Origin of the sequence: Protofrankia sp. CiP1_Cm_nod2 (assembly GCF_920664355.1) — a bacterium.
Taxonomy (GTDB): domain Bacteria; phylum Actinomycetota; class Actinomycetes; order Frankiales; family Frankiaceae; genus Protofrankia.
Map to the genome: position 1 here is coordinate 9,261 of NZ_CAKKTL010000021.1, position 19,170 is coordinate 28,430.

Genomic DNA, 19,170 nt, shown 5'->3' on the forward strand with positions numbered 1-19,170 from the left:
TCCCGTCAGAACTGGACGAAGAAGGCGCCGCCGACGTAGTCGGCCGCCGTGGCGAACAGACCGCCGAAGAGCCCAGCGGCCCAGCCGAGGTCGGTGTAGTCCCAGACGGCCATCGCCGAACGCTCCGGAAGCAGCTCGGCGTGTTCCGCCGCCAGCTCGGCGGCGTCCAGGCCAGTTGTAGTCGTCATCACGTTTCCCTTTCGGATGTCATCGCCCGCTGAACGGCCGATAATGATCGCACCTGTCCGCACGCCTGTTCCGCCGGGCCTGCGCGTTGTTCCACGGAGCTGTTCCACGGAGCTGTTCCGCGGCTGTTCCAGGTGCCTTTTTCATATGTGATGAACCGCAGGCGACCGCACCCGGTGGACGACGGGCACGGAAGCACGGCCGTATGGCCGACACAGTTCGCCGCATACCTCGGCCAGGTCGTCACAGGCCGCTTTTGCGGTCCATCGGGACTGGACTTTAGAGGCCAGAGCGGCGGAGCGCAAGCAACCGGCCACTTCCAGTCGCCATGGGTCCGAATCCGGATTCAGGTAAATCGTTTCACGCTATTTCTCGACGACTGGCCACCAGTTACCCGATATCACCTTTTCAGCGGACCGGGCGGACCCGCGTGGCAGACCTTCCCGGCCCGGCCACGGGACGGTCACGACCGTCCCCGCCCAGGGCCGGCCAGAGGGACGGAGGCCGGCCAGAGAACAGGGCCTGTCACGGAACAGGGCCGGTCAGAGAACGGGCAGGTACCGGTCGATCTCGAACGGCGTGACCTGGCGGCGGTACTCGGCCCACTCGGCCCGCTTGTTCCGCAGGAAGAACTCGAAGAGGTCGGCGCCGAGCGTGTCGCGCACCAGCTCCGACCGCTCCATGGTCGCGATCGCCTCCTCCAGCGTGCCGGGCAGCGCCGTGATGCCCCGCTCGTTGCGCTGCGGCTCGGTCAGGGTCCACACGTCGTCCGCCGCCGGCGGCGGCAGCTCGTACCCCTCCTGGATGCCCCGCAGGCCCGCGGCGAGTATCAACGCGAACGCCAGATAGGGATTGCAGGCGCTGTCCGGCGACCGGAACTCGATCCGGGTCGCGTTCGGCTTGTTCGGCTTGTGCAACGGTATCCGCACCAGGGCGGAACGGTTGTTGTGCCCCCAGCACACATAGGCGGGCGCCTCCAGCACCTCACCGGCACGCTGGTCGCCGACGATCCGTTTGTAGGAGTTCACCCACTGGTTGGTCACCGCGGTGATCTCGGCCGCGTGAACGAGCAGACCGGCGATGAAAGCCTGCGCGACCTTGGAGAGATGATAGGGGTCGGTCGGGTCGTAGAAAGCGTTCCGGTCACCCTCGAAAAGGCTGAGGTGGGTGTGCATGCCCGACCCGGCCTGGTCGCTGTACGGCTTCGGCATGAACGTCGCGTAGATACCCTGCCGCAGCGCGACCTCCTTCACCACCTGACGAAATGTCATGATATTGTCGGCGATCGTCAGGGCGTCGGCGTATCGCAGGTCGATCTCCTGCTGGCCGGGCGCCACCTCGTGGTGGCTGAACTCGACGGAGATACCCAGCCGCTCGAGCACCCCGATGGCCTGCTGCCGGAAATCATGGCTGATGTCGTTCGGCGTGATGTCGAAATACCCGGAGTCGTCGACCGGCGGCGGCACCGGCGCACCGCGCCGCGGCGGCTGCCGCAACAGGAAGAACTCGATCTCGGGATGGGTGTAGAAGGTGAAACCGGCCTCCGCCGCGGTGGCCAGCGTCCGCCGCAGGACCCAGCGGGAATCCGCCGGGGACGGCGCGCCACCCGGCATGACGAGATCGCAGAACATCCGCGCGGTCACCGGGCTGTCCCCGCGCCAGGGCAGCACCTGGAAGGTCGACGGATCCGGCTTGACGAGCATGTCCGCCTCGTGGACCCGGGCGAAGCCCTCGATGGACGACCCGTCGAACCCGATGCCCTCGGCGAGCGCCCCCTCCAGTTCGGCCGGCGCGATCTCGACGGACTTCAGCACGCCGAGGACGTCGGTGAACCACAACCGGATGAACCGGATGTCGCGTTCCTCGAGGGTTCGCAGAACGAACTCCTGCTGCTTGTCCATGGCAGCCTCCGCGCTGAAGAGGGCTGAACGATGTCGGCTCGCCGTCGCGGGCGGGCAGGTGGTCCAAAGAGCACCGATCGGATAGCTCCCAGCCGACCTTAGCGACTGGCCTGTCCGAACGCCCCGGCACGGCATCCCGACAACCAGACCCGTGACGTATTGTCACAGCCGAGTCCGGATTGGCGGCACCCTGGGCCAAAGATGACGCGATCATTCGGCGGCGGGGTGACAGCGGCGGGCCGCGGCCCGTCACGCCGGTGTGGCCAGCGGGTCAGCCGACGGCCGGTATCCCCGCTGTCGGCTGGCCCGCCGGCAGCTCGGCCGTGTCGGGCCCGGAACGCTGGAGGATCCCGCGCAGGACCGTGTCGACCACCCCGGTGATCCGGGAGCCGCTGACGTCACGCAGGTGCCCGGTGTACTGCCAGTAGGCGACGGAGCCGACCAGCATGTCGATGATCATGTCGATGTCGATGTCGGGGCTCAGTTCCCCCGAGACGATGCCGTCACGCAGCAGAGCGGCCACCCGGTCCCGCACCGGTGCCATGACCCGCCGGCGGTAGGCCTCGAACAGATCGGGATGTTCCTCCTTCTCGGCCAGCAGCCTGGGCAGGATGCGACCGGCCAGCGTCTGGATGCTGTGCTTGCGCACGGTGTTCAGCCAGGCGACGAGATCGTCGCGCAGCGACCCGGTCTGTGCCCCGCCCGAGAGATCCGCAAGGGTGCCCAGTGCCTCGACGACCAGGGCGTCCTTGGTCGGCCACCGCCGGTAGACCGTTGCCTTGCCGACCCCGGCCCGCGCCGCGACCGCCTCCATCGACAGCCCGGCGAACCCGTAGTCGGCGAGCGTGTGCAGGGTCGCGCTGATGATCGCTTCGTCCCGGCGGGTGTCGCGGGGACGCCCCGGCGCGCGCATCGGTGGCCGCGCCGGCTCGGGCCCGCGCCGGTCGACAGGTGGGTGGTGCTGCTCGCCGGCCGCCGATCGCGCCGGCCCGGACGCGCATCCGCCCGGCATCGTCACGACGGACGTCCCGCCCCGGCCCCGGCCCGCGGACGGCCGGCCCGGGTACACCTGGTCGAACCCCATGCCGGAGGCCACCGCACGGGCCGTCCCGCGGGCCGTGACCGGCACGCCCCGGGCCCTATCGAGGGCCGTGCCGGCAACGGTGGCGAGGGCGGCGTCGAGAGCCGTCGGCGGCGCCACGCCGGATACCGCGACAGGCCCGGCATCGGGTCCGGCATCGGGTTCGGCATCGGGTTCGACACAGCGCGCCCGCTCACCCGCGGCCACTGCCGTCCACCTCTGTGGTTCCTGCTGTGCCCCATAGGTCCCGTCCGCCGAAGTTGTGTCCCGACCGTCGGATGGCGCCCCCTACATCCAAGATCGAAGCCTACGGTGAGCCAGGCCACGACGCATCTGTTTCCGCCCCGGTGGCAGCATGGAGGGGACGCCGGGACGCGCCAGCGCCCGGACGGACCAACAGGAGATCGCATGAACAGGACAGCGGAAGTCTGTTCCGCCGCGCCCACCGCCGCGGCCGGGGAAGCGACGACGCTGTACGGCGCGTCGACGGCACCGGGCAGCTCAGCGGGAGGATCAGGATCAGGGCCGGCCGCGGCGGCCCGCGGCAGCGCGGCCCGCCGCGGCCGGACCACCGTCCGGGAGGTCCAGGCAGCGAAGGACCGCGGGGAGAAGTGGGCGATGCTCACCGCCTACGACGCGACCACCGCCCGCATCTTCGACGAGGTGGGCGTGCCGGTGCTGCTCGTCGGCGACTCGGCGGCCAACGTCGTCTACGGCTACGACACCACCGTCCCGGTGACGGTGGAGGAGATGCTGTCGCTGGTACGCGCGGTCGTCCGCGGAACCACCCACGCGATGGTCGTCGCGGACCTGCCCTTCGGCTCCTACCAGAAGTCGGTGGAGCAGGCGATCGACAACGCGGCGCGTTTCCTGAAGGACGGCGGCGCCCAGGCGGTCAAGCTCGAAGGGGGCGCCCGGGTGGTCCCGCAGGTCGCCGCGCTGGTGGCAGCCGGCATCCCGGTCATGGCCCACCTCGGGCTGACCCCGCAGAGCGTGAACGTCCTCGGCGGCTACCGGGTGCAGGGCCGCGGCAACGCCGGTGACGCCCTGCTCGCCGACGCGCTCGCGCTGGAGGCGGCCGGCGCGTTCGCCGTCGTGCTCGAGGTGGTCCCGTCCGATCTCGCCGCCCGGGTGAGCAAGGAGCTGACCATCCCGGTCATCGGTATCGGGGCCGGTCCGGACTGCGACGCGCAGGTCCTGGTCTGGCAGGACATGGCCGGCCTCTCCGACGCGCACGCCCGGTTCGTCAAGCACTACGCCGACCTGCGCTCCATCCTCGCCGACGCGGCGCTGCGCTTCACCGAGGAGGTCCGCGGCGGCACCTTCCCCACCATCGAACACAGCTACCACTGAGCACACCCGACACCGCTGGGCAGGCCGCCACCACCAGGCCCGCCCAGCGGTTGTCGTCAAAGCATCACGCCCACGTCCTTCAGGGCTGATCAGAAGACGTGACGTGGGCGGGTGGTATCCGTTCGTGACAGCCCTATCTCCGGCCCCGGCATGGGCCGGCGGCGACGGCACCGCGGATGTCAGGTGCGGGCGGGGGTGGTGACCGGGTGGGAGAGCTGGGCGTCGAGGACGGCGCGGGCCGATACCAGGGACGGCCCGTACCAGGTCAGGTGGCGGCCGGAGACGCACACCACCGGGGTGTCCCCGAACGCCTCCGGGCCGTCGGCGGGGCTGAACGGGTACGGCTCGTCGGGCAGCACCACCAGGTCGACGGGCGGCACCTCGTCCAGGTGGATCCGGGGATAACGCTGCGGATGGCCGGCGAGCACGTTGTCGACCCCGAGCCGGCGCAGGACGTCACCGGTGAACGTCTCCCGCCCCACCGCCATCCAGGGCCGGCGCCACACCGGGACCAGCGCGCTGCGCCGCGGCCCGCGGTATGGGGCCGCCCAGGTCGCGCGGGCGGCGGCCAGCCAGTCCGGCCGGTCGAGGCGGCAGGCGCCCCGCAGCATCCGCTCGAGGCTGACCAGGGCGGCGTCCACGCTGGCCGGCGCCGTCACCCACACCGGGACGCCAGCCGCCCGGAGCTGGTCGAGATCGACGTCCCGGTTCTCCTCGGCGTTGGCGCAGACCACGTCCGGGGCGAGGGAGAGGATCGTGGCGATGTCCGGGTTCTTCGTCCCGCGCACGCGGGTCACGTCGAGGTCGGCCGGGCGGGAGCACCAGGCCGTCGCCCCGACCAGCAGGCCGGGCGCGGTGTGCGCGATGGCTTCGGTCAGGCTGGGGACGAGTGAGACCACACGGGTCACCCGCCGGGGCACCGCCACCTCGTTACCAAGATCGTCCACTTCGTCACCAAGATCGTCGATGTTACTGAGATCGTCGATGCCGGGATCGTCCCGGCCGCTCGCCGTCACCGTCGCCACCTACCCCGGTCGATTGCCACCTACGCCAGCCGGGCCCGCCAGCCGGGCCGGACGTCCGCGGGGGAACGCCGGACGCCCGTGGGGGAACACTGTGATGAAACATTCGCCACAGAACGCCTGACTCGAGCTGCCACTACCTGCTGCTACCTGCTGCTACAGCTAGCTATTACCGCCAAACGTTACTGAACGTCTGTCACACGTAGCCCCGCGTGGGACTTGTAACGCCTGTTCACCGAGATCAGGTTCGCGGTCAGCCCCTCGACGGAGGCGGCGTTGCGCAGCTTGCCCGCGTAGACCCCGCGGATGCCGGCGATCCGGCCCGCCAGGGCTATGACGGTGTCGGTGGCCTGCCGGTCGTCACCCAGGACAAGAACGTCGGTGTCGATCTCGCTGACCGTCTCGTCCTCCAGCAGCACCGCGCTGACATGGTGGAACGCGGCCACCACAGCGCTCTCCGGCAGCAGTGCCGCAGCCTGCTGGGCCGCGCTGCCCTCGGGCACCGGGAGCACGAACGCGCCGCCCTTGTCGAAGCCGAGCGGGTTGACGCAGTCAATGATGATCTTGCCGGCGAGCTCGGCGCGCAGGCTGGTGAGCAGCTCGCCGTGGCCGTCCCAGGGCACGGCGACGATCACGATGTCGCCGGCGGCGGCGGCGGTGGCGTTGTCCGCGCCGGTGACAGCCCAGCCGGCCGCGCCCAGTTTCGCGGCGGTCTCCCCGGCGCGCTCGGCGGAACGCGAGCCCAGCACGACCCGGTTGCCCGCGATGGCCAGACGGCGCCCGAGCCCGCGGCCCTGTGGTCCCGTGCCACCAAGGATGGAGATCGTCAACAACGAGACGTCAGGTAGATCGCCAGGAGAGCCCATGGGCCACATCCTGCCGCATGACCCGCCCACAGGGCATTCTGATCGCCGGCGGACCGATCAGGCGCATCCGTCGCCGGTCACGGAGGCCGGTGGGCGGCGAAGCGGCCCCGGAACACCGAGAGGCCGGTGTCGCCCGAACCCGCCCTGCCCTCGAACCGGCCCTGACCAGCCCGCTCTGGCCAGCCTGGTCACCCGGCCCGGCCGGGCCACCGCTCCTGATCCTGCCACCCCGAGTACTTCCGACTGGCTCGAAGTGTATCCATACGCCTGGGTTCACCCATGGGTACCCCCGGTCACCCGACCCGGGAGCGAATGCGGGACTATGCCTGAACAACGTGACAGCTACGGGCGTTGATCGTCCTGTAGAACGCCGGCGGACGCCGGGGGGCGGGAGTCTTCTCAACGGACGCGGCCGTACCGATCAGGCAGAGGAGCGGCAGAAGGTGAACGACGGAAACAATTCCGTTCTTACAACACTTCGCGACCATGACATGGCGTTGCGTGACATCCATGGAACGTTGGACAACCCCGGCCGCGCGTCGTTCGAGGACGGGTCGTACCGTTCCATTCCACGAACAGCGGCGAGATCCACAGAACCAGGCGGAAGAGGTCGAGCAATGGCGGACGTATCGGTTCGCTTCGCGATGACGAACGACAGCGAAGTGGTGCTCAACCTGTCGCTGCCGCAGGCACTGCGCCTGATGGAGGCGATCGCGCGCAAGGTCGGCGAGACACTCGCCGAGCGCAGCACGCAGGGCGTCGGAGGCGTCGGAGGGGTGCCCACGCCGGCCCCGTCCAACGGCATGCCGAGCCTGGGGCCGTACACCCCGTCCTGAGCCGCGCGGCCTGCCCGGCGACAGGGCAGGCCGACAGACGCGGGCGGGCGCCCATCCGCTGGTGGCCCCACCCGCGGCCAGCCCGGCCGTCCTGCCGTGGGCGGGCGGCCACAGGCGAGGCGGCATGAGCCGGGCAGCGTCTCCAGGTGGCGTGCGCAGGTGGCGTGCGCAGGTGGCGGGTGTGCGCCGGGAGCGCGTCAGCTCCGGGCCGGCCGGGCGCTGCCCAGCGCCCGGGGATGCGACGTCGCGTACACCTCGCGCAGCCGGTCCACCGTGACCAGCGTGTAGATCTGGGTGGTGCTCACCGACGCGTGGCCCAGCAGCTCCTGGACAACCCGCACGTCGGCCCCGCCGTCGAGCAGGTGGGTCGCGAAGGAGTGCCGCAGCACGTGCGGTGACACGCCCTCCACGCCGGCCGCCACGGCCGCGGTCCGCAGCACCGTCCAGGCGCTCTGCCGCGACAGCCTGGTCCCCCGCCGGGACAGGAAGACCGCCGGGGACGCCCGCCGGCTCGCCAGCACCGGCCGCGCCCGGACCAGGTAGGCGGCCAGCGCCTCCCCGGCGTACCGGCCGAGCGGGACGACCCGGGCCCGGCCACCCTTGCCGCGCAGCCGCACCGACGCCGCGTCCAGATCCAGGTCGTCGACGTCGAGGCCGACGGCCTCGGAGATGCGCGCGCCCGTCCCGTAGAGCAGTTCCAGCAGCGCGGCCGCCCGCAGCTGCCGGCTCCCCTCGGCGGGATCACCGCCGGGACCGCCGGCGGCGGACGCGGACGCGGCGCGCAGAACGGCCACCACCTGGTCGACGGTGAGCGCCCTGGGCAGCCGGCGCGGCGGGGTCGGCGGGCGCACCGGCCGGGAGACGTCCGAGGTGACCTCGCCCTCCCGCGCGGCGAAGCGGTGCAGCGACCGGACCGAGACGAGCATCCGCGCCACCGACGACGTCGCCAGCGGCGGGTGCTCGCCGGCCCCCTCCCGGAGGGTGGCCGCGAACTCGGCCACCTCGGACTCGTCCACATCGGCCAGCGAACGCACCCCGCGCAGGTGCAGGTGCTCCAGGTAGCGGCGCAGGTCGCGCCGGTAGGCGAGGACCGAGTTGCGCGCGAGCCCGCGCTCGCCCGCCAGATGGTCGAGGAAGCGCTCGACCACGACGGCCGGGTCCCCGGCCACGGGCTCCGGGCCGGCCGGCATGCTCACGCGCGTACCCTGCGCGCACCGGCCGCACCGGCCGCGTGAGCCGCACCGGCCGCGTGAGCCGCACCGGCCGCGTGAGCCGCACCGGCCGCGTGAGCCGCACCGGCCGCGTGAGCCGCACCGGCCGTATGGGCCGTATGGGCCGCGGTCAGGCCAGGTGGGCGCCGGTCATCCTCAGAGACAGCATGGTCACCGCCAGGGGCGACAACGGACTCGCCGGCCATCAGCCCATCAACCCATCCCCACGCCCGCGCTCGTCGTCGATGTACGTGGCTCGCCATCGACGTGAGTGTAGGTGCCCGGCGGGCGGCCTCCGCCCATATCGCGCGGATCGCACCCGACCACCTGGGACGACGCGTCTGCCGGGGCGATTTGCCAGCCCCTGTCCGTACGTGTAAAGGGCTGAGGCTATCCTCACATCTGATGCGGACAGACAGTGGACCGCCACGACACGCCCGGTGTCTGCCGGCCCGGTGTCTGCTGGCCGCCATCGTCCTCACGGTGGCGGCCGGCTGTGGCGGCAGTGCGGCCACCACGGGTGCCCCGGCTCCGCCCAGGGCGCAGTCGTTCGGCCCGGCCGGCCAGCCGGACGGGCCGGTCACCGGCGATCCAGGCCCGGCCGGGCCCGTGTCACCGGCGGCGGCCACACTGTCCGGGCCGCCGCCCGCCGACCCGGCCAGGACGGCGCTGGCGACGGTACGGGCGTACTTCACGGAGATCAACACGGCCAGTCGGGAGGGACGGGTGGCGGACGTGAGCCTGACAGCCATGCCGGGATGCCAGACGTGCATGCTCGACGTCGGTGTCACCCGCGGTTTCCACGACCAGGGCGGGCACGCCGACGTGGATCCGCTCGCCGTCGGCCCGGTCGTCATGGATCCGCCCGGGGAGCGGACCGCCACCGCGCGCGCGACCGTGGCGATCAGAGCCGTCCGGCTGCTCGACGCCGCCGGCAACACCGTCCGGACCTATCCCGCCCAGCCGGCCCGCGCCGCCACCGCGACGCTGGTGCTGAGCACGGCGGGCTGGCGCATCCAGAACGTCCTGTACACCACGGGGCCGTCGTGACGCGGGCAGCCCCGTCCCCGCACGCTCACCCGTGCCCCGGCCCGGAGCACCCTGGACATCTGGAACGCCCGGGGCCACCGGAGCGGCTGGGCGGTCCCGGGAGAGTGCTGGCGGTCGTGCTCCTTGTCGTCACGGCGTCCCTGCTCGGGATGCTCCCGCCGGTGGTGTCACCCGCCGCCGCCGCACCGGACGGGCGGACCGGCGGGTCCTGCGCGGCCCTGTGGGGATACTGCGACACCCGCGCCACCGACAGCGGATACACCTACATCTTCGTCGGCGGGCGGCTGCAGCGGACGCCGGCGACCGGCGCGGGCCGGCGGGCGGGCGGCGGCTGCGGGGACTGCGTCGTCCCGCTGAACTACTGCAACATCGGGGCCGAGACCACCGGCTTCGAGGAACTGCTGTGGGTGACCGCCCCGGAGGCGGCCGCTGACACGAACGCGCTGTGCGACCCGCAGCCCGGTGCCGCCCCGACCCTCGCGCAGGTCCAGGCCGCGCTCACCAACTACCTGCGGGAACAGGCGCTGCCCAAGCCCACGCTCGTCGTCGCGCCGAGCGGGCGCAGCTTCGCCAACCTGCCGACGGTGGTGTACACACCGGTCCCGCCGGCCTTCGTCTTCAACGTCGACCAGCCGGTGCTCGCCACGATCACCGCGGTCCCCCACTACCGGTGGGACTTCGGGGACGGCGCGACCGGCCCGGACTCCCCCGGCCGCCCCTTCGACCCGGCGATCTCACCCCGGGAGCATCCCGACGCCTACGTGTCGCACGCCTACCGCCAGCCCGGCACCTACACGATCACACTTACGGTGATCTGGCAGGGGACGTTCGCCGTGCCCGGCGTCGGGCAGGCATTCCCGCTGGACCCGGTGGTCCTCGCCGCGAACGCCCCCGTCGTCGTGAACGAGGCCGGCAGCGTCCTCACCGGCAACGACTGACCCAAGACCGCCTGCCCCGGCCCGCTCCGCCCACCCGCCCGTCCGGCCCGCTGAAGCGCCGGCCGGGCGGATACGGATGGCTATCCAACGGGCACTCCTGGTGCTGGGCGGTCCGGCCAGGGTGCGTCCGCGGCGCGCAGGGCGGCGAACCCGCCGGCGCGGGCCGTCGCCGCCGCCAGGATGCCGATCACAGCCATGGCGTTGGTGATGGTCCCGGACAGCACGTCGGCCACCGCCTCGTCGAGATCCACCCGCCGCGTGCGCAGCTCGGCCTCCTCGTGGACGCCGACGTGCCGCCGCGACGGCGGGATCACCGCCAGCTCGCGGGCGAGAAAGACGCGGTACGCCTCGTCGGTCATCCCGGGCGAGGCCAGGACGTCGACGAGCAGGTCCCAGCGGGCGGCCGTGAGATGGGCCTCCTCGGCGAGCTCGCGGGCGGCGGCGGCCGCCAGCGGCTCCCCGGGGATGTCGAGGATGCCGGCGGGCAGCTCCCACAGAGGCCGGCGGACGGGGTGACGGTACTGGTTGACCATCACCACCCGCCCGGACTCGTCCAACGCGACCACCCCGACCGCGCCGGGGTGCATGATGACGTCACGCTGGGACACCACGCCGTCCGGCATCCGCACGATGTCCCGGCGCAGCCGGATGATCCGCCCGGTGAAGACGACGTCGGACTCCACCACCTCGTAGCGGTGCCCGCTGTCGGAGCGGTAGCTCGCCGCCGCGGACGGCGCGCCAGCCGCGGGCGCACTGTCCACGGACGGAGCGTCCGACCATGCCCCGTCCGGTTCCCGCACGCCGGGCTCCCCCGCACTGCCAGCTCCCGCACTGCCGGCCGTCTCGCTGCCGGCCGTCTCGCTGCCGGCCGTCTCGCTGCCGGCCGTCTCGCTGCCGGTTGTCACGTTGTAGGGGGCCACGACGGCACCAGCTCCTCACAGCACTGCACCTCGGCCGGTATCCCCTGGCCGTCCACCATCTCCTGGGCGTCCACGTCCGCGATGCCGTCGGGCAGCTCGACCGGCAGCACCCCGGTGCGCTGCTCGGCGTGCGTGACCGCCGCCGCGGCCAGCGCGCGGAACAGCGGGTGGGCCCGTGTCGGCCGGGACCGGAACTCTGGATGCGCCTGGGTGCCGACGTAGAACGGATGGACCTCCACCGGCAGTTCGACAACCTCGACGAGCCGTCCGTCCGGCGACGTCCCGGAAATCACCAGCCCGGCGGCGGTGAGCCGGTCGCGGTAGCCGTTGTTGACCTCGTAGCGGTGCCGGTGGCGCTCGTCGACCTCCGCGGCCCCGTACACGCGCCGGGCGACCGTTCCGGGCGCGAGCGCGCACGCGTACAGCCCGAGGCGCATCGTGCCGCCCATGTCCCGTTCCCCGGCGACCACGGCCTGCTGGCCGGCCATCGTGGAGATCACCGGATGCGGCGTGTCCGAGTCGAACTCGGTGGAGTTCGCGTCGGTGAGCCCAGCCATGTTGCGGGCCGCTTCGACGACCATGCACTGCAGGCCCAGACACAGGCCCAGGGCCGGGATCCCGTTCGTCCGCGCGTGCCGGAGCGCTTCGATCTTCCCCTCGATCCCGCGGATGCCGAAGCCGCCGGGCACGAGCACGCCGTCCACCCCGCCCAGCGCGACCGCGGTGGCCTGCGGGGACGAGCAGGTGTCCGCGGGCACCCAGCGGATCTCCACCCGGGCGTCCACCGCGAACCCGCCCGCCCGCAGCGCCTCGGTGACCGACAGGTAGGCGTCGGGCAGGTCGACGTACTTGCCGACGATCGCCACCGTGACCAGCTTGGCCGGGCGGTGGACGCGGCGCAGCAGGGTGTCCCACTCGGTCCAGTCGACGTCCCGGAAGGGCAGGCCCAGGCGGCGGACCGCGTAGGCGTCGAGGCCCTCCCGGTGCAGCACCTTGGGGATGTCGTAGATCGAGGCCGCGTCCGGCGCGCCGACGACGGCCTCGTCGTCCACGTCGCACATCAGGGCGATCTTGTTCTTGAGCGCGGCCGGCAGCGGCCGGTCGGACCGGCAGACCAGCGCGTCCGGCTGCAGGCCGATGCTGCGCAGCGCCGCCACCGAATGCTGCGTGGGCTTGGTCTTCAGCTCCCCGGACGGCGCCAGGTAGGGCACCAGGCTGACGTGGACGGTCAGGACGTTGTCCCGTCCGACCTCGTGCCGTACCTGGCGGATCGCCTCCAGGTAGGGCAGTGACTCGATGTCGCCGACGGTGCCGCCCACCTCGGTGATGACCACGTCCCAGGCATCGGTGGCGAGCCTGCGGATCCGCTCCTTGATCTCGTCGGTGATGTGCGGGACGACCTGCACCGTCTGGCCGAGGTAGCCACCGCGGCGCTCGCGGGCGATCACCTGCGAGTAGACCTGGCCGGTGGTGACGTTGGCGCTGCCGTCGAGGTTGACGTCCAGGAACCGTTCGTAGTGGCCGATGTCGAGGTCGGTCTCGGCGCCGTCGTCGGTGACGAAGACCTCCCCGTGCTGGAACGGGTTCATCGTGCCGGGGTCGACGTTGAGGTAGGGGTCGAGCTTCTGCATGGTGACCCGGAGGCCACGAGCCTTGAGGAGACGACCGAGGCTGGAGGCGGTGAGCCCCTTGCCGAGACTGGAGGCGACCCCTCCGGTCACGAAGATGTGCCTGGTCACGTGCGCCTGCGCCACGCTGGGACCCTTCCGTGGGTTGCGCCGGCCGGACACCCGTACCCGGCCGGTCCACGGGATTTCACGGTAACACCCCCGCCCCGGGTCGGGACACGCCCGAGACAACTGCCGCCCGTCCATCATGATCCAACAGACCCACCACCCCCGGGAGGTGATCACCATCCAGTCGTCGCGTAACCGCACGGTCACGTATCCGGCCCGCCGCGCGTTCGCCGAACGCCCTACCAGACAAAAATCCCACAAGAACACGCGAACACAGCCACCCGCCGCCCCACGCTGTTCCTCGGATTGTTCCTGGGGCTCCGCCAAATCTCACGCGGGCAACAGCTCACAAAAATGTGAAGGACGTGAATGCGCTGCTGTTGTGGCAGCACCGCATTCACATCCTTCGGAGTGTGGCCCCCGGGCGGGCGGCGCGGACGGCCGGGGCGGGACGCGGACGGGGGTTCGGAAAACAGCAGGAAGCCACGCGGACGGCGGGCGGGTGGAAGTCGCTGTCAGAGGACGGAGATGACCTGGTCGTAGTCCAGTCGGGGGTACCGGGAACGGAACGCGTTCTCCCCCGGCCTGCCGATGTTGATTACCGCGAGTGTGCGCAGCGGCCTGTCTGCGAAGAACTCCCGGTCGACGGCGCCGGCGTCGAGCCCGGTCATCGGGCCGGCCGCGAGTCCCGCGGCACGGATGCCCAGAATGAAATAGCCGATCTGGAGGGCGGCGTTGAACCGCGCGCTGTGCTCCCGGAAGGTCGGTTCGGCGAAGATGTCCCTGGCCGTCGTCAGGTGCGGAAAGACCTGCGGCAGATTGTCGTGGAAGTCGACGTCCGCGGCGACGATGGCCGCCAGCGGCGCGGACCGCGTCTTGGCCTGGTTACCCGAGCTGAGATGCGCGACCAGCCGCTCCCTCGCCTCGGGCGAACGGACCAGGAAGATCCGCAGCGGCTGGGAGTTCATGCTGGTCGGCGCCCACTTGACCAGGTCGTAGATGGCACGGATCTGCTCGTCGGACACTGGCTCGTCGCTGAAGGTGTTCGCGGTCTGGGCCGTGTGGAACAACAGATCCGCGGCGGCGGCGTCCAGTGCCAGGGCGGCGCCGGAGGTGGCGCTGGTGGCGGCGTCGGTGACGGTCATGAAAGTCAGGACTCCTGATGGTCGAGGTCGTCACGGGTCCGGCATCCCCAGGCCGCTGGGAACCCGGTCACTGCTCGTGCCGGGCGCCCAGCGGCCTCACAGGACACTACTTGAACGCACAACCACATCCGCGCCATCCCCACGCCGCTGTGACCCTCGCCCCGCGAGCGGTCCGCCACCCCGCGGATGGTCCGCGCGTCGGGTTCGCCCTGCTCCGCGGCGCCTTCATCCCCACGACCGGTTTCCCCACGTTTTCCCGCCCGATGCCCCACCGGACGCCCCTGCCCCGAACGTCCCACTCGCTGCGGCCTCACCCTCGTGGCCGGCGGTGGTGCGCGCCTGGCCCGTAGGCAGAAAACGTCACCATGACAACGAAAACCACCTACGAACGCGGAAGCTGTAGGTGGAAAACGCTGCGATGACGACGGTTTCCACCTACAGCTTCCGCTCTCATGAGCTGTCGGGCCATTCCGCCAGCGCGTCCTGGACGCCATCGATGTCGAGTGGGCCGTGCTCCCGCTCGTACTCTTCGACGATCTCCCGTAGTTGCCGCGCGTGGACCCGGCGCGCGCGAGCCCTGGCAGCTGCGTCAGAGCATCCACGAGGCCCGGTGCGCGCGTCGGCCCGCGGGACGAGGCCTTCCGGGACGGAGCCACCGTGCTTGATCACGCACTCGGTGCGGTGCGGCTCGGCGGCGGGGCCATCTGCCGTACGACCATTGTTGTGGCCATACGACCATTCCGTACGACCATTGTTGCCACCGTGCGTAGCAATCATAAAACCCAGACGTGGTCAGGGGAGGTTGGCCTTGTCGGCGGCGGCGTTGGCGAGCAGTTCCTCGGCGTGGCCGCGGGCGAGCGTGCTCTCCTCGACGCCGGCGAGCATCCGGGAGAGCTCACGGACCCGGCCGGTGTCGTCGAGGGCTGTCACCCCGCTGCGGGTCACCGAGCCGTCGTCGGCCTTGTTGATCACCAGATGGCGGTCGGCGAAGGCCGCCACCTGGGGCAGATGGGTGATGCAGATCACCTGGTGTGTGCGTGCCAGCCGGGCGAGGCGGCGTCCGACCTCGACCGCGGCCCGCCCGCCCACACCGGAGTCGACCTCGTCGAAGACCATCGTCGTGGCGACGTCGCCGGCCGCGAGCACGACCTCGATGGCGAGCATCACTCGGGACAGCTCACCCCCGGACGCCCCCTTGTGCACCGGGCGTGACGGAGCCCCGGGATGCGGTACGAGCCGCAGCTCCACCTCGTCCACCCCGGTGGGGCCGTAGGCGAGCACCTGCCCGGCCACGGGGAGGCCGGCCGGATCGGGACGCTGCGTGACGACCGCCTCGACCTTGGCCCGCGGCATCGCCAGGCCGGCGAGCTCGGCCGCGACCGCCTCGGCGAACTTCTCCGCCGCGTCCCCGCGGGCGGCGGAGATCCGCACGGCGAGCCCGGCGAGCTCGGTGACCAGCCGGTCGCGTTCGGACGCCCACGCGCCGGCCTGGTCGGAGTCGGAGTCGAGCTCGAGCAGGCGGCGCCCGGCCTGGTCGGCCCATTCCAGGGCGCCGGCCAGGTCGGTGCCGTGCGCGCGGGCAAGGGACGTCAGCGCCGCCCGGCGGTCCGCGGCGGCGGCGAGCCGGGCCGGGTCGGAGTCGATCCCGGCGGCGTAGGAGGCCAGGTCCGCGGCGACGTCCGCGAGCAGCATCCCGGCCTCCCGCAGACGGTCGGCCAGCTCGGACAGGGCCGGGTCGAGGGACGCCTCCGCCGCGACCACGCGGTGGGCGGTCCCCACCAGGTCGGTGGCGCCCGGCACGCTGTCGCCGGTGGCGGGGTCGGACACCAGCACGGCGTGGGCGCCGCTGGCGGCCTGCGCGAGCGTCTCGGCATGCTCCAGCCGGCGCAGTTCGGCATCGAGCGCGGCGTCCTCGCCGAGGCGGGGATCGACCTTCTCGATCTCGGCGAGCCCGGCCCGCAGCAGCTCGGCCTCGGCGGCACGCTCCCGGGCCCGGCCGGTGATCTCGGCGAGCCGGGCGGAGACGGTGCGCAGCCGGGCGTAGGCGGTGGCGTAGGCGGCCAGCGGCCGGGCGACCGCGTCGCCGGCGAACCGGTCGAGGGCGGCGCGCTGCTCTCCGGCCCGCAGCAGCCGCTGCTGGTCGGACTGGCCGTGGATGGCGATCAGCCCGTCGGTGACCTCGGCGAGGACGCTGGCGGGCACCGCCCGGCCGCCGACGTGCGCGCGGGAACGGCCCTCGGCCGTCAGCGTCCGCCCGAGGAGAAGGCCGTCCTCGTCGCACTCGCCACCGGCGTCGCGGACCCGTTCGGCCACCGGGCCGTCCGGCGGGACGATCATCCGCCCGTCGACGAAGGCCCGTGCCGTGCCGGGGCGCACCAGGCCGGCGTCCGCGCGCCCGCCGGTGAGCAGCCCGAGTCCCTGGACGATCATGGTCTTGCCGGCTCCGGTCTCGCCGCTGACCACGGTCAGGCCGGGCGCCAGCTCGAGCACGGCGTCGTCGATGACCCCGAGCCCGCGGATGCGAACCTCCTCGAGCACAAACGTGACTCTATGGGGTGCGGCGCCCGCGCCGCCGCCCGCCCGGGCGACACACCGCCGGCGCGGGTGGCCGCGCTGCGTTCACCGGCCCCCGCGTCCCCGCCAGCCGGCCACCGGGAGGTCGAACTTCGCGACCAGCCGGTCGGTGAAGGGGCGTGGGCGCACCACGGCGAGCCGCACCGGGCGGCGGCCCCGCACGACCTCGATCCGGGAGAACGCCTCGACGTCCACCGACCGCCGGCCGTCGCAGGACAGCACGGCCGGCGTGGCGGGCAGCACCTCGATCGCGACCGACGACGTCGGGGCCAGCACCAGCGGACGCGCGAACAGGGCGTGGGCGCTGATCGGCGCGACCAGCAGGGCCTCGACACCCGGCCACATCACCGGGCCGCCGACCGAGAACGCGTACGCCGTCGACCCGGTCGGGGTCGAACAGATCATGCCGTCGCACCCCCACCGGGACAGCGGGCGGTTGTCGACCTCGACGACGCACTCGAGCATCCGGGCGCGGTCGACCTTCTCCAGCGACATCTCGTTGAGCGCCCAGCCCTCGTAGACCAGCTCGCCGCGGTGGCGGACCGCCACGTCGACGGTCATCCGCTCCTCGACCTGGTAGTCCTTGCGGACGACATGGTCAACCGTGGACTCCAGCGCGTCCGGCTCGGCCTCGGCGAGGAAACCGACATGGCCGAGGTTGACGCCGAGCAGCGGCGCGTCGGCGGTGCGCGCGAACTCCGCCCCGCGCAGCAGGCTACCGTCCCCGCCGAGCACGAGGACCAGCTCGACCCCGAACGCGGCGGCGTCGTCGGGCGGGACGACGTTGTCGCAGCGCAGGTCGAGCAGTTCGGCCTCGTCCCGCAGGACCCGCGGGGCGACCCCGGCGGCGACGAACTGGTCCAGCACCCGTTGTGCGATCTCCCGGACGACCGAACGGCGCGGGTGGGTGACCACCAGGACTTCCCGGCTCACTGGGCTTTCCGGCTCATCGGCGGCCCTCGTCACGCTCGGTGGACGGCTCGGGATCGAAACCAGGATAGGCGGTGGGGAGAGAATCGGCGGTAGGGACAGCAGCGGTGTCGGGGACAGCAGCGGTGTCAGGGACGGGACCGGAGTGGGGGACGGTGGTGGCGCGACCACCAGCCGGGCCGGCCGCGATCGCGGCGGCGACCGCATCGGTCAGCCGCGGCGGTGGCATGGGCGGGGCGCCCCCGACAAGCCACAGCAGGTACTCCACGTTGCCCGCCGGCCCGGGCAGCGGGCTCGCGACGACGCCACGCACGCCCAGCGACAGTTCGGCCGCAGCATCCGCGACCTGACACACCGCGTGGGCGTGCAGGGCCACGTCGCGCACCACCCCGCCCGGCCCGAGGCCCGCGCGCCCGACCTCGAACTGCGGTTTGACCAGGACGACGAAGTCGGCCGCCGGCCGGGCGCAGGCCCGCAGCGCCGGCAGCACCAGCCGCAGCGAGATGAACGACAGGTCGGCCACGACCACGTCGACCGGCCCGCCGATCGCCTCCGCGGTGAGGAAACGGACGTTGGTGCGCTCGAGGACGGTGACCCTGGGGTCGGTGCGCAGCCGCCAGGCCAGCTGGCCGTACCCGACGTCGACCGCCACGACCTCGGCGGCGTCATGGCGCAGCAGCACGTCGGTGAAACCACCGGTGGACGCCCCGGCGTCCAGGCAGCGCCGCCCGGCCACCCGCAGCCGGCCCGCGCCCGCGTCGGCGCCCGCGTCGGTGCCGACGGCCGCACCGCGAGCCTCTTCGGAAACATTGCCGGTCCCTCCGGCCGTGCCGCTGACGCCGCTTCCGGTGGTGCCGCTGGCGCCTCCGGCCGTGCCGCCATCGGCGCTGCCGGTATTTCCGATGCCGCCGGTGGCGCTGCTTCCAGTAGCGCTGCTTCCAGTGGTCCGCTGGCCGGTGGCGTTCCCGCCGAAGGCGGACAGGGCCGCGAGCAGTTTGTGAGCGCCCCGCGACACATAGCCGGGATCGTCACCGGCGACGATCACAATGGGTGTCGTGTCGTCGACGACCGTGGCGGGCTTGGTCGCCGGCCGCCCGGCCACCCGGACCCGTCCCCCCGCGATCGCCTCGCCGGCCTGCTCACGGGAGCGCACCAGGCCGCGCCGGACGAGCTCACGGTCCAGCCGTGCCCGGCGAGCCACGACAGGACGCCTCGCCCCGGTCACGCCGGTGCCCGGCCGGCCGCCGCGGGCGGCGGCCCCGGCCGAGGGCCGCCTGAGCGAGGCCCAGCCGGCCCAGACAGCCCAGACGGCTGCGGCCGAGGCCCGCCCAGGCCAGGTGGGCGCGGCCCCGTGCCCTGTTGGCGAGGTCCCGGCGGCCCGGGCGCCCGTGACGGGGAGACGGCATCCCGGCCCCGCGGAT

17 protein-coding genes are annotated in these 19,170 nt (G+C 72.5%); 4 read left to right on the forward strand and 13 right to left on the reverse strand.

Features of this window, described 5'->3' with window-relative positions:
• Positions 1-5: 5 nt before the first annotated feature.
• From NBW84_RS04030 to NBW84_RS04040, 3 genes are all read right to left on the reverse strand, one after another.
• Positions 6-188 carry a hypothetical protein gene (locus NBW84_RS04030; protein ID WP_250281826.1) on the reverse strand — a complete coding sequence of 61 codons (183 nt, stop codon included), beginning with the start codon at positions 186-188 and terminating at the stop codon, positions 6-8.
• A 540-nt stretch (positions 189-728) separates the two neighbouring features.
• Positions 729-2,087 (reverse strand): glutamine synthetase family protein, encoded by a 1,359-nt coding sequence (locus NBW84_RS04035; protein WP_250281827.1) that lies wholly within the window; start codon positions 2,085-2,087, stop codon positions 729-731.
• Between the two features lie 271 nt (positions 2,088-2,358).
• Positions 2,359-3,288, reverse strand: a complete 930-nt coding sequence (locus NBW84_RS04040) for a TetR/AcrR family transcriptional regulator (protein WP_250281829.1) — start codon at positions 3,286-3,288, stop codon at positions 2,359-2,361.
• A gap of 288 nt (positions 3,289-3,576) precedes the next feature.
• Here NBW84_RS04040 and panB point away from each other — a divergent pair, with 288 nt between their 5' ends.
• Complete coding sequence (panB, locus tag NBW84_RS04045) at positions 3,577-4,521, forward strand: 3-methyl-2-oxobutanoate hydroxymethyltransferase (RefSeq protein WP_250281831.1); 945 nt, start codon at positions 3,577-3,579, stop codon at positions 4,519-4,521.
• Positions 4,522-4,700: 179 nt separating this feature from the next.
• Here panB and NBW84_RS04050 read toward each other — a convergent pair whose 3' ends face one another.
• Together NBW84_RS04050 and npdG are read right to left on the reverse strand one after the other, a co-directional pair.
• Entirely contained in the window at positions 4,701-5,507 is an 807-nt protein-coding gene (locus tag NBW84_RS04050; RefSeq protein WP_445548476.1) for a helical backbone metal receptor, read from the reverse strand.
• Positions 5,508-5,725: 218 nt separating this feature from the next.
• The gene (npdG, locus tag NBW84_RS04055) at positions 5,726-6,409 is read right to left on the reverse strand and encodes an NADPH-dependent F420 reductase (RefSeq protein WP_250281833.1); all 684 of its coding nucleotides are present in this window, start codon (positions 6,407-6,409) and stop codon (positions 5,726-5,728) included.
• A gap of 617 nt (positions 6,410-7,026) precedes the next feature.
• Between npdG and NBW84_RS04060 the strand changes: the two genes are divergently transcribed.
• Entirely contained in the window at positions 7,027-7,245 is a 219-nt protein-coding gene (locus NBW84_RS04060; RefSeq protein WP_013874442.1) for a hypothetical protein, read from the forward strand.
• A gap of 197 nt (positions 7,246-7,442) precedes the next feature.
• Here NBW84_RS04060 and NBW84_RS04065 read toward each other — a convergent pair whose 3' ends face one another.
• Positions 7,443-8,435, reverse strand: coding sequence for a tyrosine recombinase (locus tag NBW84_RS04065; protein WP_250281858.1), 993 nt, complete (start codon positions 8,433-8,435; stop codon positions 7,443-7,445).
• A 426-nt stretch (positions 8,436-8,861) separates the two neighbouring features.
• Between NBW84_RS04065 and NBW84_RS04070 the strand changes: the two genes are divergently transcribed.
• Together NBW84_RS04070 and NBW84_RS04075 are read left to right on the forward strand one after the other, a co-directional pair.
• Positions 8,862-9,506 (forward strand): hypothetical protein, encoded by a 645-nt coding sequence (locus tag NBW84_RS04070; protein WP_250281834.1) that lies wholly within the window; start codon positions 8,862-8,864, stop codon positions 9,504-9,506.
• Positions 9,507-9,622: 116 nt separating this feature from the next.
• Positions 9,623-10,444, forward strand: a complete 822-nt coding sequence (locus NBW84_RS04075) for a PKD domain-containing protein (protein WP_250281835.1) — start codon at positions 9,623-9,625, stop codon at positions 10,442-10,444.
• Between the two features lie 80 nt (positions 10,445-10,524).
• On the opposite strand, the gene NBW84_RS04080 is transcribed toward NBW84_RS04075, so the two are convergent.
• The 7 genes from NBW84_RS04080 to NBW84_RS04110 form a co-directional block, all read right to left on the reverse strand.
• A complete protein-coding gene (locus tag NBW84_RS04080; protein ID WP_250281860.1) occupies positions 10,525-11,130 on the reverse strand; it encodes an NUDIX domain-containing protein in 606 nt (201 codons plus the stop codon).
• Between the two features lie 215 nt (positions 11,131-11,345).
• Positions 11,346-13,118, reverse strand: a complete 1,773-nt coding sequence (locus tag NBW84_RS04085) for a CTP synthase (protein ID WP_445548475.1) — start codon at positions 13,116-13,118, stop codon at positions 11,346-11,348.
• Positions 13,119-13,615: 497 nt separating this feature from the next.
• Positions 13,616-14,245, reverse strand: coding sequence for a malonic semialdehyde reductase (locus NBW84_RS04090; RefSeq protein ID WP_250281836.1), 630 nt, complete (start codon positions 14,243-14,245; stop codon positions 13,616-13,618).
• A 450-nt stretch (positions 14,246-14,695) separates the two neighbouring features.
• The gene (locus tag NBW84_RS04095; RefSeq protein WP_250281838.1) at positions 14,696-15,022 is read right to left on the reverse strand and encodes a hypothetical protein; all 327 of its coding nucleotides are present in this window, start codon (positions 15,020-15,022) and stop codon (positions 14,696-14,698) included.
• A gap of 15 nt (positions 15,023-15,037) precedes the next feature.
• A complete protein-coding gene (recN, locus tag NBW84_RS04100) occupies positions 15,038-16,783 on the reverse strand; it encodes a DNA repair protein RecN (RefSeq protein ID WP_250281840.1) in 1,746 nt (581 codons plus the stop codon).
• An 81-nt stretch (positions 16,784-16,864) separates the two neighbouring features.
• Positions 16,865-17,752, reverse strand: coding sequence for an NAD kinase (locus NBW84_RS04105; protein ID WP_250281842.1), 888 nt, complete (start codon positions 17,750-17,752; stop codon positions 16,865-16,867).
• Positions 17,753-17,765: 13 nt separating this feature from the next.
• Positions 17,766-18,950, reverse strand: coding sequence for a TlyA family RNA methyltransferase (locus NBW84_RS04110; protein WP_250281843.1), 1,185 nt, complete (start codon positions 18,948-18,950; stop codon positions 17,766-17,768).
• Between the last annotated feature and the right edge of the window lie 220 nt (positions 18,951-19,170).